The sequence below is a fragment of the Dyadobacter sandarakinus genome (assembly GCF_016894445.1).
GTDB classification, from domain to species: Bacteria; Bacteroidota; Bacteroidia; order Cytophagales; family Spirosomataceae; genus Dyadobacter; species Dyadobacter sandarakinus.
This window is the reverse complement of the sequence record NZ_CP056775.1, coordinates 1,088,848-1,106,854: the sequence shown is the minus strand read 5'-3', so window position 1 is coordinate 1,106,854 and position 18,007 is coordinate 1,088,848. Positions and strand designations below refer to the sequence as shown.

The window sequence follows — 18,007 nt, the reverse complement described above, 5'->3', positions numbered from 1 at the left end:
GAAACTTACCTCCGAATGCCTGCGGACTCCCCTCCATCTCTGCCGGCAGCGGCGCCGGCAGAACGACCTCCGCAACCATTCCTGAGCGCCAGCGTACAGTGATCTGACAACCGGCTGAGAGCCTGTTTCCGGCCTTCGTTTTTTTTACAAAAACAAAGGAGACTGTATTTAAAACAGGACAAGCATAACCCACGAGACAAACAACTCAACCCTTATTCAAACACCGTAACATCCAAAAATGAAAAAGCTATTTTTACTGCTCAACGTTGTCATTTTCTCCCTCTTCATTCAGGCGTGCACCGACCACCTTGAACCTGTTTCCGAACCGCGTTCTTTTTCATCCGAACCCTTTGTGACCGGGCTCAAATACCCGATTGGTATGGCCATGGACGACGTGGGAAACCTTTGGGTGACGGAGGCAGGTTCAGGTAGCGGCACGGACGGCAGTGTAGCCATGATCACGCCATCGGGCCATAAAACCACATTTGTGACCGGTCTGCAGTCGCTCATGCGTGAGGGTTCCATTGAAGGGATCAGTCACCTGGTTTATAAAAATGGGAAACTATACTTCCTCCACGGCTCAAACGGCATGCTTTATACCGCCGACGTAGCTGGCTTCAAACCGGGCGATGCTGCGGTTAACCTTTCCGACATCCCGTCCCAGGACCTGGGAACTTTCGTGAGAAGTCTGGCCCTAACCGATCCGCTTAACTCCAACACGTACCATCTCACCTTTGGTCCGGACGAGCATATGTACGTTGTGGACGCCGGAAGTAATGCGATTATCAAGCGAGACAAAGGAACCGGGGCGCTGACCTTATTTGCGCACTTCCCCAATGTCGCGCAGAATGTGGAAGCCGTGCCTACCGGCATTGCCTATGACGGAAACAGGTTTCTGGTCAGCACATTGACGGGCTTTCCATTTCAGGAAGGCAATGCAAAGATTTTTCAGGTTGAGAAGAACGGAACCGTCAGTGAATACAAGACGGGTTTTACCACGCTCACGGGCATCACACTCTCAGCGAACAACAAGCCCATTGTGATCCAGCATGGTGTGTTCGGGCCGCAGGGATTTGGGGCAAAGACGGGCAGGGTGCTGGATGAAAATGGAAAAACGCTGCTGGGTGACATTTCACGGCCGACTGACATCATCCGTGCCAATGAAAAAACCTACTTTTTACTCAGTTACGCGGACGGTACGATCACCAAGTTAAGCTACTAACAGGAACTATAACAATCAGGAAACACCATGAAAGCGCTCAAAATCATCGGTAAAATACTTGCTGTTCTGGTTGTGGTGATTGCCGCAGGGATCACCTATGTAACAACCGCACTGCCCAATACGGGCGCTGCACCCGATCTTAAAATCGACCGGACTGCGGCACGTATTGAGCGCGGAGAATACCTCGCAAACCATGTTACGGTATGTATGGATTGTCACAGCACCCGCGACTGGTCACAATATGCGGGACCGGTTTCCGGAGCACTCGGTGGCGGAGGTGAGGAGTTTACGCAGGAAATGGGCTTTCCGGGCAAGTTCTATGCACCGAACATCACCCCCTATGCGCTGGCAGGCTGGACGGACGGCGAAATCTTCCGCGCGGTTACAACAGGGGTCAACAAAAGTGGAAAAGCATTGTTTCCGGTCATGGGCTACCACCGGTTCGGGCAGCTCGACAAGGAAGACATTTATTCGGTGATTGCGTACATCCGCACATTGCCGCCCGTGCAGACGAATGTTCCAAAGTCTGAGCCGGACTTCCCGGTCAGCATCCTGATCAATGCGATGCCGCAGGAAGCCTCCTTCACAAACCGGCCTCCGGAAACAGACCAGGTGGCTTATGGAAAATATCTGATCACCGCGACGGGGTGCGTAGATTGTCACAGTAAAACGGACAAAGGCAGCGTGATCCCCGGGACAGAATTTGGCGGGGGAATGGAGTTCAGAAGTCCGAATGGCGTGCTGTGCTCGGCGAACATCACCATGCATAAAAAAACGGGGATCGGTAACTGGACGCAGGAAGCGTTTGTGGCGCATTTCAAAGCCTATACAGACAGCAGCTATGTTTCATCCAAAGTTGCACCCGGCGAACAAAACACACCGATGCCATGGACCATGTACTCAGGCATGAAGGAACAGGACCTGGCAGCGATCTTCGCTTATCTGAATACCGTGAAACCGATTGATCACGAGGTGGTAAAGTTTGATTAAACGCGGCTATGGTTTACCCTTACGTTGGTGAAATCAAAATGTTCGCCGGGAAATTCGCTCCGGATGGCTGGGCTCTCTGCGACGGCAGGCTGCTGCCGATTGCCGAAAACCACTTTCTTTTTCAGGTGCTGGGCAACAGCTACGGAGGCGACGGAATCCTGACATTCGGACTTCCGGACCTGAGAAAGTGCCTGCCCATTCATCAGGACGAGGGTCCGGGGGATGGTGCCAGGACATTCAGCGAAAGTGAACCCTACTTGTACGTCAATTACATCATTTCCCTTTACGGCATATTCTCACCCCGCGATTGAACCCGCGCTTCATGCCGGCCTACGAAAACTTATCCTGTCATGGAAGAACCCTTTTTAGCAGAGGTCCGGTTTGTTCCTGCCCGCGTTGCCCCGGAAGGCTGGGCCTGGTGTGACGGGCGCGAAATGCTCATCAGTGAGTATCCTGCACTGTTTGAACTGCTGGGCACAACCTATGGTGGGGACGGACAGTATACCTTCGCGCTGCCCAACCTGTCGGGCCGCAAGCCTGTGCAGCTGGCATCCCATGTGGCATGTATCACAGTATCCGGTCAGCATTCGGGGCCATTTGGTTTATCTGATCACATCCAGTCCCAGGACCAGACACAGTCCTACCACAGGACGAGGTTTTGCATTGCACTGAGAGGTGTGTTGCCGATGTACTCCGGCAAGCCATGCTGATGGTATTGTCTAATTTTACTATTTCGGTAAGTTGACAATGCAAGCATGCAAACCTAAAACTGAATCTGGCTCCCGACGATGATCACTACGAAAGCCAGCTACTCTGCACAAAGCATTTTACCTGAAAAACTTAGGCACGCTCCATCCGTAGCGCACTGCAAGCAGCCTTATCACAATGATCACGACCGACGCGCTGATAAAAGCCGTAATGCGCTCCGCTCCCAGCCTGTCCATCAAGAGGTAAAAACAGGCACCCGCAAAGCAGGCAGTAGCATATACTTCCTTGCGGTAAATGATCGGGATTTCGTTGGTCATCATATCGCGGATCACACCGCCCATTGTGGCTGAAAACACACCCATGATCACGGCAATTTCGGGCCTTACACCCAGCTGCAATGCCTTTTCGGTACCTACAATGGTAAACAATGCGATTCCGAAAGTGTCGAACAAAAACAGGGTTTTCCGCAGCCGCAGCAGAAACCGGTAGAAGATGAATGTCGTGATGATACCCGCAATGATCGCGTAAATGATATTGATGTCAGAGATCCAGACGAGCGGATAGCTGCCGAGCAACACGTCGCGCAGCGTTCCCCCGCCGATCGAAGATATGAATGCGGTGAAACTGGCGCTGAACCAGTCGGAATGCTTTTGGTCATTGACGGCCAATGCACCGGAAATTGCAAATGCAAAGGTCCCGATTATTTCGAGGATATATTGAATGCTCATTTGATGCGTACTAAACAGCGCCGGGGACTATGCGCATGGTATGATCAGGTTTACAGTAATACTGCACGTTAAAAAATACCCGCCGCATCCCGGCAGATACAACTTGTGTTTGCAAAAAAATCATTGCTCAGCTTCGTAACAGCTGCTTTATACCGTCCTTTTTACTTCTGGATACAGGAACTTCCGACCCGTCCGTAAGTAACAAAAAATCGCCGGATTCCCGCTTCCAGCTTTTGATCGATGCCTTATTTACCAAATGGGATTGATGACAACGAACAAATCCGTAAGGTTTCAATAAATCATCATAAAAGAAGATCGGCTTGCAAATAAGTATACTTTCCCCGCTTTCCAGATAAAATGTGGTGTAATTATTAGCGGATTCGCACCGGATGATCTCACCTGGTTTTACAAAGTGCGTCTCTTTCAAAGTGGGCAATGCGATGCGGCGGCTGTGCGGTTTATCATCCTTCCAATAATGCACGAGGTTCGCAAGCCGGCGGTTTTCGACTTTCAGGGAGTACTGGCGGTACGCCCGCTGGACGGCAGCCTGCAGTTCTTCAATGCAAACGGGTTTCAGCAGGTAGTCAACCGCAGAAAGGCGCATGGCCTGGATCGCATACTGATCATAGGCTGTGACAAAAATTACCTCAAAATCAATGGTAGGAAGGCTGCGCAGCCAGTCGAAGCCGCTTTGTCCCGGCATTTGTATATCCAGAAACACCAGGTCGGGTTTGTGGATATGCAACAAATTGCTGGCTGACCGCGCATCTTCGGCAGCACCACAGATGCCCACCTGCGGGCAGTAGGTTTCAACCAGGATCCGGAGGTTTTCAAGGTTCGACCGTTCGTCATCTATCAACAAAGCTTTCATCAAACCAGTGATTAAAAGTGAGCGAAACTAGCGCACCAGCCGGAAGTGCATTGCCGATATGCAGGGAAATGAGCCGGTCGAGGATGCAATTGGTTCAGCAGCCTGATCCGGTCTCTGGTCAGCTTTAAACCTAATCCGCCTGCCGGGTTTTCCTGAAACATCCCTTTTCCGTTATCAGTCAGGATCACGATCATTGCAAATCCTGACCGGATTATGGACAGTTCAATCATTCCTTTGTCCCTGAGCGCAGCCACGCCATGCTTTACCGCATTCTCCACCAAAGGTTGAAGCAGCAATGCCGGAATTTCCGTGTCATAGATATCGACATCAGGTGCCACCCTGACCTGGTAATGAAAACCGAAGCGCAGCTTCTCTAATTTGAGATAAGTGTCCAGAGTCCGGATCTCCTCGCAGAGCGCCACTTCGTCTTTCTGGCTGTGAACCAGTGAATCGCGGGTCAATTGCGCGAAGTCGGTCAGGTAGGTATTTGCTCCCCGGATATCCTCCTTATTGATCAGCCCCTGAATAGAACTGAGTGCATTGAATACAAAATGTGGATTTAGCTGAGCATAGATGGACTTTAATTCAAGCGATAAACGGGATCTATTCATTTCGCCCTGCTCGATTTTACGTCGCTGCCAGGCAGCCAACACTAGCAAACCCGCCAGGATGATTGCCAGAAAACCGGTGAGCACCCGGAAATATACCGTCTCATACCACAGCGGTGTGATATGGAAGGAATATTCGGTAACATGCTGCGGCTGGGCAGTGTACCGGATGCTGATGACGTAGTCTCCGGGACGGAAGTTTTTCAGCCAGATGAAGGAATTATCATAGTCATTGTCCCGCCAGTTGGTATACAGCTGTCCATTCCGGCTTAGCTTATACTGGATCTGCTTTCTGTTAAATTCACCATCCTGCATTGCAAAAACCAGGTTGGTATTGCTGGAAGGCATGGTAAATCCTGTGCGGAAATTACTGGCGGCTTGTTTGTCAGGCATCCAGGGCGCTTGTAAGTGCTGAAGAAATGCATCGAGTGTTTCGGAAGTGTAAATACTAATGATTTCGGGCCTTATTACCTCCCGGGCCACCAGTGCGGTTGCAATGATCCTGTCACTTTTTACATGTTTGACATCCATAATCAGCATAGTACCCAGCGCGGTGCAGTATCCTCCCAGGTAGGCCATTTGCGGCAGGCCGGATTGCCGCATCTGGGTTGGGCTGGTAAAAGAATGAATTGTTTTCCAAGGAACCAGCACTTTGTTGCCGGGATACGTTGTAACCCTGAACTGGTATGCATTCGCGTTCCCCGCATTCACGCCCGGCAGGAAAAACTGTACGCTTGCAGTATCAAACACAGTACGGGCGATGATTTCCTCAGGTCGCTGTCGCCGGAATTGCCGATCGTTCAGGAGTTCCCTAAAATGCCTGCTTTGATCATGTACTTTCCAGAAAGAATTATTTTCTTTTTTAACAGCAACAAGTAAACCTAGCGCTGATGTCCCGCCAGGATTTTTAAGAAAACTGTGGGAATATGCATCCCACTTAATTTGGGCATGAACGGAAGAAAAGCCGGTTAAGGCCGCCATGGATAATAAGATCCAGTTTCTCATATTGCCAGGTTTTACAGCAACAAAAGAACTGATTTAACGCATGTTTCCGGGCACGATTGTGAATGATGCAGGAGGGACTGTGAATCTGGCATTCGTGACCGGCTCGGAGTGCTGAGCGGCTGGTCCGACCTGGCATGCATTTTATGCCTGAACGGGCACTGAAAACCGGGAGACATGGGAGATAAACGAATATTTGTTATGATAGATGATGACCTGGATGATCAGGAGATTCTGAGCATTGCCCTGCTGGAACTGGATCCAGACCTGAGCTGCAACTTTTTTCCTGATTGCGAATCCGCGGTTGCCTATTTCGATCAGGCATCTGCCATTACGCCCAGCTATGTTTTCCTGGATTTGAATCTGCCCAGGGTAGATAGCGATCAATGCCTCAAACACCTGGCAAGACTGAAAGAATTTGACAATCCCACGATCATTATTTATTCCAGCTTCCTCCCGGACCATGTGCATATGAAATATGAGCAGATGGGCGTCAATACTTTTATAAAAAAGACGGGGTCGATCCAGGCATTGGTTGATGAAATCAAGCCGCTGCTTGTGAATTCGTGAAGTCGAGCCGGGTTGTATACATGTTGGGTGATCCTGCTTTTCTTCCTGCCCGTCTCTGTTGATCACCTTCGGGTAAGTTGGCGGAGGTCACACAGCTGTTACGCGGTACATATTTTAAAATACAAACGCATTGACCAAACCAGCCTGTACGATTACTTATTTGTAGGGGCATTCCGGTTATCAATCCTCCGGTTTAAGCAATATCCGGTGCAATCTTTCGCATAAAGGGCATAACTTGGCGCGGAGATGCAACCAAATCAATAACAATTTTATCAGATGAGTACAATTGAAAATGCAGCTGCACCGGCAGTACCGATTTCAAAAGCATTGGTCTCCAACGGATTCCTGTTTATTTCGGGTCAGATAGGCTCGGCAGGCGGACAGCTGGTGAGCACATCCTTTCAGGACGAGGTGAGGCAGGTTTTTGCAAACATTGAAGCCATACTGAATGAGCACAGTCTGACTTTTAGTCACATTGTCAGTGTTACCGTATACCTCACCGATATGCGGTATTTCGACGAGCTGAACGCAGTGTACCAGACCTATTTTAGTGATCGTTTTCCGACCCGCACATGCATTGCCGTAGCCGGTTTGCCAAAGCAGGCACGGGTGGAGCTGACCACGATGACCAATCTCGAACTCCCAGCGAGCTAGCATAAAAAAAGCGCCTGAGGCGCTTTTTTTATGCTGTAACAGGTGGCCGGTCAGCGTAGGAGCTGCCGCCGCATTTCAGCGCTGTGAAATTTACGCGCCGAAGTTCGGGTCGAATTCCACGATCCACTCGATGCCATATTTGTCCCGAAACATACCGGCGTACGTGCCCCAGGGACTGTCGCCCATGGGTCCTTCAATGCTTCCGCCAGCCGACAATCCGCTAAAAAGTTGGTCCGCTTCTTCCCGGCTTTCAGCACTGATTGCAATTTTAGATCTGTTTTCATTTTCATTCACGCTTCCCATAAATGCCGGGACATCATTGGCCACCAGCACATTGTGTTTTCCGATAGGCAAAACAATGGTCATGATTTTGTCGGCTTCATCTTCCGGTATCGGAAAATCGTCGCTTGCCAGCTCCCTGAAGCGTACGATTTTCGTAAAATCCCCGCCAAAAACCAATTTGTAGAAAGTAAATGCTTCTTCTGCATTTCCATTGAAGTTGATCCACGGATTGATTGTTCTCATAATTTCCTTTACGTTATTTTAGGTCTTCGGTTTAAACGGATGAGTGCATTTCTGCTGGTGCCGGTGGCAACAGGGATGTCACCATACAAAGGTGAAGTTTAGTCGGGCAAGTGAACCTGTGTGAATGCGACAAATTAGGGGGGAGATATTGCCAAAATGAGTTTGTCGGACAGGCTGCCAACGATCCTTTCACTGCGCCTTACGTTTCCAAAATCATCATCCTTAAAATGCCTGCACCGACCCACCACATCCTCATGGACAATCCCACGACGTACCGGGAAACGTGGAGCTTTTATCTGGTTTTCGACTCACCCAAATTTGGCAATGTATTTTTTACAAAAGGAGATTGGGAGCCACTTCGCTAGCCTTGTGAAAATGACATCACCATGCTGAATTTTTTGCCGTCGCCGGCATTCCCTTAATCCTCCGCATACGAGGCTGGTTTTCGGACCTGGCGACTGCTGCTGCCAACAGGCTTTGCAGTTCTTCCGCGGTATGGCTGGCCGATGGATGCGGCGCATGCGTGGCTACCATGCGGCCAAGATCGTCGATGAGGAGGTAGTGCGGAACGCCCCGGAGGTGGTAAAGATTCCAGACAGACCCAGCCTCATCGGGACCATTGAGCATATGGTGACCAGCAGGCACTTTGCCGCTGACCACCATTTTTTGCCAGGCCAGCGTATCGCGGTCTATCGACACGTACAAAAATGCGATGCGGTTGTTGCCTTTAAACTTTGCCTGTAATTTCCTGGAATCAGGGAAGGCGCCCACACAAGGCCCGCACCATGTTGCCCAAACGTCGACATACACCACTTTCCCACGCAGGTCGGACAGCGCCAGCCGCTTGCTGTCGGGGGTCATACCCGAGAAGTCCGGAGCGGGTTTGCCCGGACCTAGTTTTTCCCAGCGTGCTACATCTTCGCGGATCACACTTTTAGCACCCGCGGAAGAAATTTCCTGTTCGAGTTTTTTGGTGAGTTTGCGAAGTTCGGGTGTAAGACCACTCCATCCAATCTGAATATGCGCACTTTTTACACGAAGAAAATTTTCAATGATTTTCGGATAATGTGCCGCTTTGATCTTTTCTTCTACCAATAATGGAAAGTTTGCCTGCAATGTATCTTCGTCCAATCCATTATTCTCTTCATAAATAGCATTATTGATTTTATTATTGTAATAAAAAGAAGCAATCATACCATAGTCAAATATCCCGGCTTTCAGCGCAATGGTATCCACCGGAAATTGATTGACTACGTGCCATACCGACTGCGGAATTTCTGATGAATCTTTTCCTAGGGCAAAATTATATTGATAAAAGATTATGTGCATAGCAGCATGACGTTTCAGCAGATCCAGCTTTTCGGCAGTCACGTCATTACTGACTTTCAATTTGCCGATTAATTGATCATAACTTTTCTGCAATGAATCTCTTGCCTGCAGAAAAACATTGCCTTCCAGCTGGAAAGAATAAGTCCCATTCCATTTGTCAAACGCAGACCTTAATTGCTGACATTCATTGAGTGCCTGATTGACGGCTGCTCCATCGCCCGCAAAATGCAGGGGAAACCCTGCACCGGGCTCCGCAGCGAGGATCTCACAGTCATCGCCCGGTGCGATCAACAGGCTTGCGGCCATGTTTTTGCCATTGTTAATATAGGTAAAGACAGGCTCGTTCACCTCTACTTCCAGCACTCCTTTTCCTGCACTATCCAACCGCACTTTCGCCAGTTCGGTCCCTTCCAGACTGATCATATTTGTGCTTCCAATGATCACTGTATCTCCGGCTGCCTCCGGAAAATGAATAAATATTCTAGCAGATTTTTCCAGCTTATTTTTACAACTTGTTAATCCGGTAAGCATTGCAGAAAAGAGCAGGAAACAATAAAAACAATCGCGCATCCGGCTTTATTTAAAGTAAAAATTAGCTTATATTTATTTACGCCGCCCGGATCTGTTTTGTGGAGTTAAATGCCTTCTATTTTTTTCGACTGGTACGATTATTATCGGAACAGTTTCAATAAAATACTGCCAATAAGTAGCTGGAAATACCAGGAAAAGTGATGATATATTACGGGTATAATTATAAAAATGGTGAAAATACCTGAAAAACAGTCCGGCACTACGGGCAAGGCCTTGTTCAGCTTCCCACACTTAGCACAAGCCCCAAACTTTTTGCAACAGCAAATTTGGAAAAACAGGCCTGGTTGGTTGTCATAACATCTTTTTTATTACAACAATAACCAAAATTTTACACGATAAGCAACAACGATCTGGAAGGAAAAATCTAAATTACAGCCCTCTCCTACTACACTGCACATCCTGGGCCAGGTATACGAGGCAGGTATCATAATTCGACCGCAAATGAGGTCAGTCCGCTGATTTCAGATATTAAACTAATACGCTACACTGCACTTCCGATCATTTACCCTTGCATAAACTTACATTTGCTTAACGCCAGTTACAGCCTCAAATCTCATACACCTTAAACTGATTGAATCATGAAAAGAATGTTTACTGCCCTGCGAAAACAAGGAAAGCCATCACCTTTTAAATGGTGGGTCATGCTGATCAGCAGTTTGCTCATCAGCAGTCACGGACAAGCTTCCAGTCCGGGTCCGGATGTCAGCAAAGCTGCCAGCGAAAAGCATGTATCCACAACCCGCCTGCGTCATCTTCGTGCCGGCGAGCAGATCACGAGCTTTACTTTAATTAACTCCGCCACAAAGGAAACCATTCAGACACTTACCAACGGCAGCACACTCAATTTAGCTACCTTGCCCACCAAAAATCTTAACATCAGGGCCAATACCAACCCTGGTACTGTCGGAAGTGTCATATTCAATCTGAGCGGTACACTAACCCGGACACAAATTGAGTCGCAGGGTCCCTACGATCTGTTCGGGGATGGCCTTGACTGGACACCGGACGCAGGAAGTTACACCTTAAAAGCCACGCCCTACTCGGAGGCGAAAGGCGCAGGTACAGCCGGAACATCCAGCTCCATCACTTTCAAGGTTGTCAGTCCGCAGACGGTTCAGGTCAATTTTCAGGATCCGGCCACAGTTCCTCCCGCAGGCTGGGTGCGGGATTATGGGCAGGCTTTCGGTTTTAGAACGGAGACTTACCAGGGAAAAAACCTTCGCTACGGCTGGAAAAAGCGCCTGGACGGCAGCTTGCTGAACATGGCTATCGGTGGCGACACGCCCGGCAATGGTCGCAACCGGAACTGGGCGGCCAACGTAGTGCAAGGCACGCTGATACATATGCAGTCTGATGATATTGTGGGCGACTTTAACGGTACCAAAGCAGAAGGTTACTGGGAAATGGAAGTACCTGTCGGCTTCTACGATGTAACGGTTTCAGCAGGCGACGCCAATGTTTATCCTTTTCCCGAAAGCCATAGCCTGAATGTAGAGGGCGCCGAGGCGATCAGTAACTTCGTGCCTACCGGACCGGTAAACACTGCCTCCCGCGTCCAGTCAGCGACTGTGCGGGTTATGGTTTCGGATGGTAACCTGACCATTGATGCGGACGGTGGTTTTAATACGAAAATCAACTCTGTCCGCATTGTACCGGTTGCGAGTGGGCCTTATGCCTACTGGTCTGTGAATGAGCAGCAGCTGACCATTGAGAAAGGCGCATCTACCGTCAACAAGACCTTTTCCCTGGAACTCGGTAATTCGGGCGACAAAAACGTTCAATATACATTATCGGCAGTATACGATGCAGGCGGGAGCGGCTGGCTGAGCTTCAATGCCACCCATGATGGCACGGAGCCCAATGTGACTTTCAATTATGCTGCTGCCGAAAAGTTGCCGGTAGGCACGTATAAAGCCACGGTCAAAGCTGTGGCTCCCGGTTTCAGCGGCGGAAGCTTTGTTGTACAGGTAAAAGTAAGTGCCCCCCACCCCTACGTAGTTTCTTCCACGCCGGTAAATGCCGCTACCAATGTGAGCGTCAACACGGCCAGCATTGCAGCCAATAACATTTATGTGCCGGAAGTAGACGGATATACCGGCGGCGTAGACAACAGCACAATTACAAGCAGCACGGTAAAACTGTTAAAGGTAGTCGGCAACACGACCACCCAGATCCAGGGCGTGGTGCAGGGAACCGGTGGCGGCGATGCGATCAGCTTTTCGCCGACATTTGCGCTGGAAGCTAATACAACGTACAAGTTTGTAGTGACAGATGGGGTGAAATCGTACAGTAAAGCTTCATTTCTACCTTATACGGCTACATTTACTACGGGTGACGCCATTGAATCAACGGATCCTTTATCGGTTGAATTTACCAAAGTGACCATTGCCGAGACCCAGCATAAAGCCTATTCTTCTTTGGTGATTGGTCCGGACGACAAGCTTTATGCCTTACGGCTGGATGGTGTGATTGAAAGGTACACCATTACCCGGCCGGCCGGAACACTCAGCAATCCGCAGTCCATTGCGACCCTGATGACCAAATACGGGGCACGTTCGGCAATCGGATTGGTCTTTGATCCTGCCTCTACTGCCACCAACCTGATCGCCTACGTTTCTCATTGCTCCTCCGGCCTGAAAGGTGCGCCTGAGTTTGACGGTAAGGTATCTAAACTGACGGGAGCAGGTCTGGCTACCGAGCAGCTCCTGGTAACCAATCTGCCCCGCTCGACCAAAGATCACCTCGTGAACAGTTTGGCCTTCGGTCCTGATAAAGCTTTATATTTCAATCTGGGCAGCAACAGTTCCATGGGTGCCTATGATGGTTCCTGGCAGCGTACCGAGAGCCTGCTTTCCAGCTCAGTCCTGCGTCTGGATCTGACAAAACTGAATGGTACCACACTGGATGTGAAAACCACGACGAACCAGGCGCTGATCAATCAGGCCGGTGCCGACCAGCTGCGTCTTTCCGATAATACTTACAACCCGTATGCTACGAATGCCCCGCTTAAAATCTACGCTTCCGGCATCCGGAATGCTTACGACCTGGTATGGCACTCCAATGGTCAGTTGTATGCGCCGGCTAACGGTTCTGCGGCCGGGGGTAACACACCGGCTTCCGTGCCAGGAACCCGTCGGTTGGATGGCACCCTGTACAATGGTCCGGCCATCCCGGCTACTTCCGGGGTGCAGGTCCAGAATGACTGGCTGTTCCGTATCAAGCCGAATGGCTACTATGGCCACCCCAATCCTTTCCGCGGAGAATACGTTTCCAACCGCGGAAGCAAAGACAATATTGAATATCCTGCTACCGTAACCGCTGACGCCAATTACCGGGGTGCAGCCTTTGACTTTGAACTAAACCGGTCGCCCAATGGTGTAATTGAGTACAAGAGCAATGCATTCAACGGCGCATTGAAGGGCAAATTACTGGTGTGCCGTTTCAGCGGCGGGGGTGATATCATTGTTTTGGAACCAGGGTCGCTGGTAAAAGGCAGTGCCGATAACCTTTACGATATTAAAAAATCCTACACCGGTGCCGGCACCAACGGATTGGTGGGTATGTCCGGTTTCATTAATCCGCTGGATATTGTGGAAGATGTGAAAACAGGAAACTTGTACGTGATTGAGTTCAACTGGAATAACATACCCGATAAAACTTCCCAGATTACCTTGCTGCAGGTGAGCAGCTTATCGGATACCGAAGGATTTGCTACTGCTTTTCCAAGTAAAATCTCGGCAGTGGAAGTAGTTGGAGTCACAGCGACTGCCGGTACGCTCACCACCACCGGTTCTACGGTTAACTTCGCCGGCGGTACGTCTCAGAGTGCCGGCCTGGGTAAAGCGGAAGATGATAGTCGTGGCAAAGGTAAGGGTAAGGGTAAAAAAGATGATCAATATGATGACGGCGTACGTGATTACTCTGAAGTAGCGCTGCACACCGTGACGATCTCCAACACCGGCCGGGGTAACTTGGTTTTAAAGGGACTCGGTATCACCGGGGCAGATGCCGGCGAATTCAAAATGTTTGGTGACCCGGGTGTTAACCCCAACAAACCCGTGAAAATCCGGAAGAACAGTTCGGTGACTTTTAACATTGCTTTTTTCCCCACATCCAAGGGGGAGAAAAAGGCAAAGCTGGAAGCTGTCGGCAAGAAAAAGAAAAATGATCAGGTGGTATCCGTCGAGCTGTCCGGCATAGGTATTTCCTACGAAGACGATTCTTCCGCGATCAGCGGACCGCCTGCAGATACCGAAGAGCAGGTTAATACGAGGATAGCCGGTCAGACAACAGCGAAAGTACCCGGGCTTAAAATTTATCCCAATCCAATCCAGAACCGCGAAAAGATCTCCATCGACCTGAGTGACTTTGCTGGCCGTGAGCCCGTAACGATCACCATGCATGATCGCTACGGACAGCTGTATCAGGCGAAAACAGTGAACACTGACGCGCAGGGAGGCACTTCTGTGGAGCTGCCGATTACCAGGGCTATGAAACCGGGTATTTACATTATCAAAGCGCATACTGCCACCGGTATCGAGCAATCCAAATTCATCATGGAGTGATGTACTGAATTGCAGTATCTGTAAAAAAGGAACGTGTACTACGTTCCTTTTTTGCGTTTTATCCCGGACTGGCGCAGGTTTACATTTGAAAATGATCTGTTAAAAAGCAATATATCATGGCCGGTATCAGTGACCAGCATTGCTTACTTGTGGGTTGATGTATTTGGTCAGTGCACAATTCCTTGGTCATTTTTCCATTCACTTTGGCCGCAACGCAGGATCAAGTCTGCCAGGATTAAAAATTATTCTTGCTGCCGGCAGTATCTGCCCTTCCATTATGTCTAATACTTACCAGTGAAACAATCAAAAATCTACCTGATATCTTTATTTCCCGTTTATGAAAATACATGCTCTACAAGCGTTTCAAAGTACTGTGCTGTACTTTTTTCTGTTGTTTTTAGGCCCCGGCGCCCTGCTGCATGCCCAGCCGGGCATTGAATGGGACCAATGTTATGGTTCAGGTAGTATTCGGGCAGCGCAAGCCACACCCGACGGTGGGTATATTCTGGCTGGCTCTACCACCGGATCCGTAGATCAAACCGAACCAGCAATAGGACAAGGCGATTATTGGATCGTCAAAATTGCGGCTGACGGCACCAAACAATGGGACCGGACCCTTGGCAGCAACAGAACAGATGATGTTGCCAGTGTAATCGCTACTTCTGACGGAGGATACCTGGTAGGTGGAAAATCGAAGTCCAATGCAGGCGGCAATAAAACTACCAATGACTTCGCTACCGAACTAAGTAAAAGAGGCGACTACTGGATCGTTAAACTAAGTGCCGACGGAACTATACAGTGGGACAAGAGTTACGGGGGAACGGTAAACGATGAACTTACTTCCATGGCCCAGACCGCTGACGGAGGCTACATACTGGGCGGCAACTCCCCATCCAGTATCGGTGGCAACAAGTCGCAGCGGAACAAAGGCGGTAACGACTACTGGGTTGTCAAAATTACCGCCGACGGAACCATCCAGTGGGACAACGCTTATGGAGGTCCGCAGACAGAAAACCTGGCCTCGGTAAAACAAACCAGTGACGGCGGGTACATACTCGCCGGGTCGTCGGCCTCGATCGTCGGTGGGGACAAAACCGAACCTGCCAGAGGGAATCTTGACTACTGGCTCGTCAAAATTTCTGCTTCCGGAGCAAGGGAATGGGATAAAACGTTTGGAGGAAACCGCAATGATGAATGCACCTCCCTGGTGATCGCCCCGGATGGCGGCTACCTGCTGGGCGGCTCGTCCAACTCAGACCAATCTGGTGAAAAATCTGAAAATACCGTTGGTCGTGAATATAACGGTACTGGCGATTATTGGGTTGTAAAAGTTTCGGCTAACGGTACCCAGGAATGGGATCAAACCATTGGTGGCAGCGGAAATGATAAGATGACATCCCTCTTGGCCACGCCTGATGGTGGCTACATCCTCGGCGGAACTTCGATATCGGGCAGGAGCGGAGACAAAACCACAGCCAACAAAGGAAGCAACGATTTCTGGCTGGTCAAACTATCCGCCTCTGGTGCAAAGATATGGGATAAGACGATCGGCACATCGGAAGACGATGGTCTGGCCGGCATTTGTACGGCTGCCGATGGCGGGTACCTGCTTGCCGGCTATACGACTCATGGATTATATGACGGGGACAAACTGACGAGTAACCTGGGTGAAAGATCAAAATCAGGTTACTGGGTTGTAAAATGCACTTCGGAAAATGGTAATAAGCTCGCATTTTCAGCTGATTCGCTCTACTTCGAAACAATCCAGGGCGCTCCGATTGCTCCTCCGCAAACCGTTACACTCTCGCCCAGTGCAGGCACTCCGAATGTTCGCTTCTCAACAGGTCGCTCCGGGCAGTGGCTTGCCTTGCCGCCTCCCGCAGCTGGTCAGCTTTCATTCGGACTGAACGAGGCTGAAATCGACTGGGGATATGAGCAACAAACATTTGTTGTCGCTGTGGCTCCCGGGTATGCGCGGGCTGTTTTGAACGTAAACCTGAATGCACGGCCGGCAACTGCCAGATTGGAAATTAGAAATATTGGAAATCGGATGGTTAAAACTGGCCAGGATGGGGGATTCCAGGTTTTCGCAAGCGCGGATCCCGGCCAAACTGTGACCTACTCGCTCGTCAATGCCCCTTTCGGTGCCTTCATCGATCCTGTAACCGGAATTGTCGAATGGATTCCGAACCTGCCGGGCGTATACAATTTTTCTGTAAAAGCCACGACCAATGGTCCTCCTGCGTTATCCAAAGAAGCGTCTGTTTCCATCACGGTCACTGAAAGTATTGCTTCCGGGACATTCAGGATCAATGCGGGCGGACCTTATTTCAGCGCTTCCAACGGACGCAACTTCAAGGCTGATGCTTATTTCAGCGGCGTTGATCGTGTCAGTACCGAACCGCAGGGTGATATTGCCAATACCACGGACGACGACCTTTACCGCACAGGCCGCTGCTCGCCCCGGTTCAATTATAACATACCTGTCCGGAATGGTCATTACAATGTCGTGCTGCATTTTGCAGAAACATGGTTCGGAGCGCCTGGAAGAGGGCCGGCGGGCGTCGGCAAGCGGCGTTTTCATGTCGATATCGAAGGTGAGCGCAAGCTGACCAACTATGATATTTTTGCCGAAGCGGGCGGCGCCATGCGCGCCATTCAGGATACGATTCCCGTGGCCGTCACTGATAATTTTATGAACATCGAATTCCTAACCGGGGCAGCTGATATGCCCAGGATTGCAGCGATTGAGGTGATCATGGTCGAGCGGCTGGCTACCGTATTACAGCAGCTGATTGCCGATGCTTATGTGAACGATGGTATCTTTGCCGATACCAATTTCGGAAGTGATCCGACTTTGATTGTCAAAACGGGAACTGGTAATGAAATTTCGAGAAATGCGTATCTCAAATTTGGTCTGGCGGAATTGACTGAGATTACCAAAGCCATCATCGTCATCAATGGTGAAAATGTGGAACCCGGAAAGGTGGATTTCGTCCCGCTCACTGTTTTCGGCTTATCCAATGATGACTGGACGGAAAAAGGAATTACCTGGAATAATGCCCCAGCCCAATCAGGCGTGCCGGTTGGTTCCACTAAAATCTTATCGGATATTGGTCCCAGCAATTATTACCAAATCGACGTTACTGACTTTGTGCGTGCTGAACTGGCCGGTGATAGAGTAGCCACTTTCCTGCTCAGGGATGTAAAAGGTACAAACCAAAAGCTTTCATTTAGCAGCAGAGAAGGCAGCCCACGCCCCGCATTGCTGATCTATACCAGTACCGTTTATGCATCGGCTGCCCGCACCGGTCAGGAGGTTTTTACGCCATCCCCTGAATCTGACGTACAAAAAACTCTGGTATACCCTAACCCGGCCCGGCAGAGCTTCATGCTGGAAGTTTCCGGCAGGCACGATGCCAATATATGGGCCGAGCTCACAGACCTGGCCGGTAACAGTGTGAAGCTTAATCTTCCGAAGGATACCAAACCCGGATCCAAAACCGAGATCGAGCTGACAACACTTCCGGTAAAGCCCGGCATTTACCTGATCCATGTATGGTCGAATGCTTTCACAGAATCGCACAAGCTGGTAATCGTCCCGTAAGCGTTGCAGAGGATGCAGCCGCCTGTCTAAACCCGAC

At 49.9% G+C, this 18,007-nt stretch carries 14 protein-coding genes; 9 read left to right on the top strand and 5 right to left on the bottom strand.

Annotated features, from left to right (window positions below; all coding sequences use genetic code 11):
• Positions 1-238 precede the first annotated feature (238 nt).
• From HWI92_RS04445 to HWI92_RS04430, 4 genes are read left to right on the top strand one after another with little or no spacing between them, the layout of a single operon-like run.
• Positions 239-1,222 carry a ScyD/ScyE family protein gene (locus tag HWI92_RS04445; RefSeq protein ID WP_204660966.1) on the top strand — a complete coding sequence of 328 codons (984 nt, stop codon included), beginning with the start codon at positions 239-241 and terminating at the stop codon, positions 1,220-1,222.
• 27 nt (positions 1,223-1,249) lie between these two features.
• Positions 1,250-2,212 carry a c-type cytochrome gene (locus HWI92_RS04440; protein WP_204660965.1) on the top strand — a complete coding sequence of 321 codons (963 nt, stop codon included), beginning with the start codon at positions 1,250-1,252 and terminating at the stop codon, positions 2,210-2,212.
• Between the two features lie 8 nt (positions 2,213-2,220).
• The gene (locus HWI92_RS04435) at positions 2,221-2,523 is read left to right on the top strand and encodes a phage tail protein (RefSeq protein ID WP_204660964.1); all 303 of its coding nucleotides are present in this window, start codon (positions 2,221-2,223) and stop codon (positions 2,521-2,523) included.
• Positions 2,524-2,562: 39 nt separating this feature from the next.
• Positions 2,563-2,922, top strand: a complete 360-nt coding sequence (locus HWI92_RS04430; protein ID WP_204660963.1) for a phage tail protein — start codon at positions 2,563-2,565, stop codon at positions 2,920-2,922.
• Between the two features lie 117 nt (positions 2,923-3,039).
• On the opposite strand, the gene HWI92_RS04425 is transcribed toward HWI92_RS04430, so the two are convergent.
• From HWI92_RS04425 to HWI92_RS04415, 3 genes are all read right to left on the bottom strand, one after another.
• A complete protein-coding gene (locus HWI92_RS04425; protein WP_204660962.1) occupies positions 3,040-3,648 on the bottom strand; it encodes a trimeric intracellular cation channel family protein in 609 nt (202 codons plus the stop codon).
• Positions 3,649-3,775: 127 nt separating this feature from the next.
• A complete protein-coding gene (locus HWI92_RS04420; RefSeq protein ID WP_204660961.1) occupies positions 3,776-4,519 on the bottom strand; it encodes a LytR/AlgR family response regulator transcription factor in 744 nt (247 codons plus the stop codon).
• A gap of 11 nt (positions 4,520-4,530) precedes the next feature.
• On the bottom strand, positions 4,531-5,877 hold the full coding sequence (locus HWI92_RS04415) for a sensor histidine kinase (protein WP_204660960.1): 1,347 nt from the start codon (positions 5,875-5,877) through the stop codon (positions 4,531-4,533).
• A 453-nt stretch (positions 5,878-6,330) separates the two neighbouring features.
• Between HWI92_RS04415 and HWI92_RS04410 the strand changes: the two genes are divergently transcribed.
• Both HWI92_RS04410 and HWI92_RS04405 read left to right on the top strand, forming a co-directional pair.
• The gene (locus HWI92_RS04410; RefSeq protein WP_204660959.1) at positions 6,331-6,699 is read left to right on the top strand and encodes a response regulator; all 369 of its coding nucleotides are present in this window, start codon (positions 6,331-6,333) and stop codon (positions 6,697-6,699) included.
• Between the two features lie 276 nt (positions 6,700-6,975).
• The gene (locus HWI92_RS04405; protein ID WP_204660958.1) at positions 6,976-7,353 is read left to right on the top strand and encodes a RidA family protein; all 378 of its coding nucleotides are present in this window, start codon (positions 6,976-6,978) and stop codon (positions 7,351-7,353) included.
• 90 nt (positions 7,354-7,443) lie between these two features.
• Here the strand turns inward: HWI92_RS04405 and HWI92_RS04400 are convergent, their stop codons facing one another.
• Entirely contained in the window at positions 7,444-7,878 is a 435-nt protein-coding gene (locus HWI92_RS04400) for a VOC family protein (RefSeq protein ID WP_204660957.1), read from the bottom strand.
• Positions 7,879-8,105: 227 nt separating this feature from the next.
• Here HWI92_RS04400 and HWI92_RS04395 point away from each other — a divergent pair, with 227 nt between their 5' ends.
• On the top strand, positions 8,106-8,243 hold the full coding sequence (locus tag HWI92_RS04395; RefSeq protein ID WP_204660956.1) for a hypothetical protein: 138 nt from the start codon (positions 8,106-8,108) through the stop codon (positions 8,241-8,243).
• Between the two features lie 16 nt (positions 8,244-8,259).
• On the opposite strand, the gene HWI92_RS04390 is transcribed toward HWI92_RS04395, so the two are convergent.
• Positions 8,260-9,630 (bottom strand): TlpA family protein disulfide reductase, encoded by a 1,371-nt coding sequence (locus tag HWI92_RS04390; RefSeq protein ID WP_229248877.1) that lies wholly within the window; start codon positions 9,628-9,630, stop codon positions 8,260-8,262.
• A gap of 746 nt (positions 9,631-10,376) precedes the next feature.
• On the opposite strand from HWI92_RS04390, the gene HWI92_RS04385 reads away from it, so the two are divergent.
• Positions 10,377-14,363, top strand: coding sequence for an Ig-like domain-containing protein (locus HWI92_RS04385; RefSeq protein WP_204660954.1), 3,987 nt, complete (start codon positions 10,377-10,379; stop codon positions 14,361-14,363).
• Between the two features lie 337 nt (positions 14,364-14,700).
• Positions 14,701-17,970 carry a CBM96 family carbohydrate-binding protein gene (locus tag HWI92_RS04380; protein ID WP_204660953.1) on the top strand — a complete coding sequence of 1,090 codons (3,270 nt, stop codon included), beginning with the start codon at positions 14,701-14,703 and terminating at the stop codon, positions 17,968-17,970.
• Positions 17,971-18,007: the final 37 nt, after the last annotated feature.

Coding starts and splice junctions, on each gene's coding strand:
- HWI92_RS04445 (WP_204660966.1), top strand. CDS start 239: ATGAAAAAGCTATTTTTACTGCTCAACGTTGTCATTTTCTCCCTCTTC.
- HWI92_RS04440 (WP_204660965.1), top strand. CDS start 1,250: ATGAAAGCGCTCAAAATCATCGGTAAAATACTTGCTGTTCTGGTTGTG.
- HWI92_RS04435 (WP_204660964.1), top strand. CDS start 2,221: ATGGTTTACCCTTACGTTGGTGAAATCAAAATGTTCGCCGGGAAATTC.
- HWI92_RS04430 (WP_204660963.1), top strand. CDS start 2,563: ATGGAAGAACCCTTTTTAGCAGAGGTCCGGTTTGTTCCTGCCCGCGTT.
- HWI92_RS04425 (WP_204660962.1), bottom strand. CDS start 3,648: ATGAGCATTCAATATATCCTCGAAATAATCGGGACCTTTGCATTTGCA.
- HWI92_RS04420 (WP_204660961.1), bottom strand. CDS start 4,519: ATGAAAGCTTTGTTGATAGATGACGAACGGTCGAACCTTGAAAACCTC.
- HWI92_RS04410 (WP_204660959.1), top strand. CDS start 6,331: ATGATAGATGATGACCTGGATGATCAGGAGATTCTGAGCATTGCCCTG.
- HWI92_RS04405 (WP_204660958.1), top strand. CDS start 6,976: ATGAGTACAATTGAAAATGCAGCTGCACCGGCAGTACCGATTTCAAAA.
- HWI92_RS04400 (WP_204660957.1), bottom strand. CDS start 7,878: ATGAGAACAATCAATCCGTGGATCAACTTCAATGGAAATGCAGAAGAA.
- HWI92_RS04395 (WP_204660956.1), top strand. CDS start 8,106: ATGCCTGCACCGACCCACCACATCCTCATGGACAATCCCACGACGTAC.
- HWI92_RS04390 (WP_229248877.1), bottom strand. CDS start 9,630: ATGATCAGTCTGGAAGGGACCGAACTGGCGAAAGTGCGGTTGGATAGT.
- HWI92_RS04385 (WP_204660954.1), top strand. CDS start 10,377: ATGAAAAGAATGTTTACTGCCCTGCGAAAACAAGGAAAGCCATCACCT.
- HWI92_RS04380 (WP_204660953.1), top strand. CDS start 14,701: ATGAAAATACATGCTCTACAAGCGTTTCAAAGTACTGTGCTGTACTTT.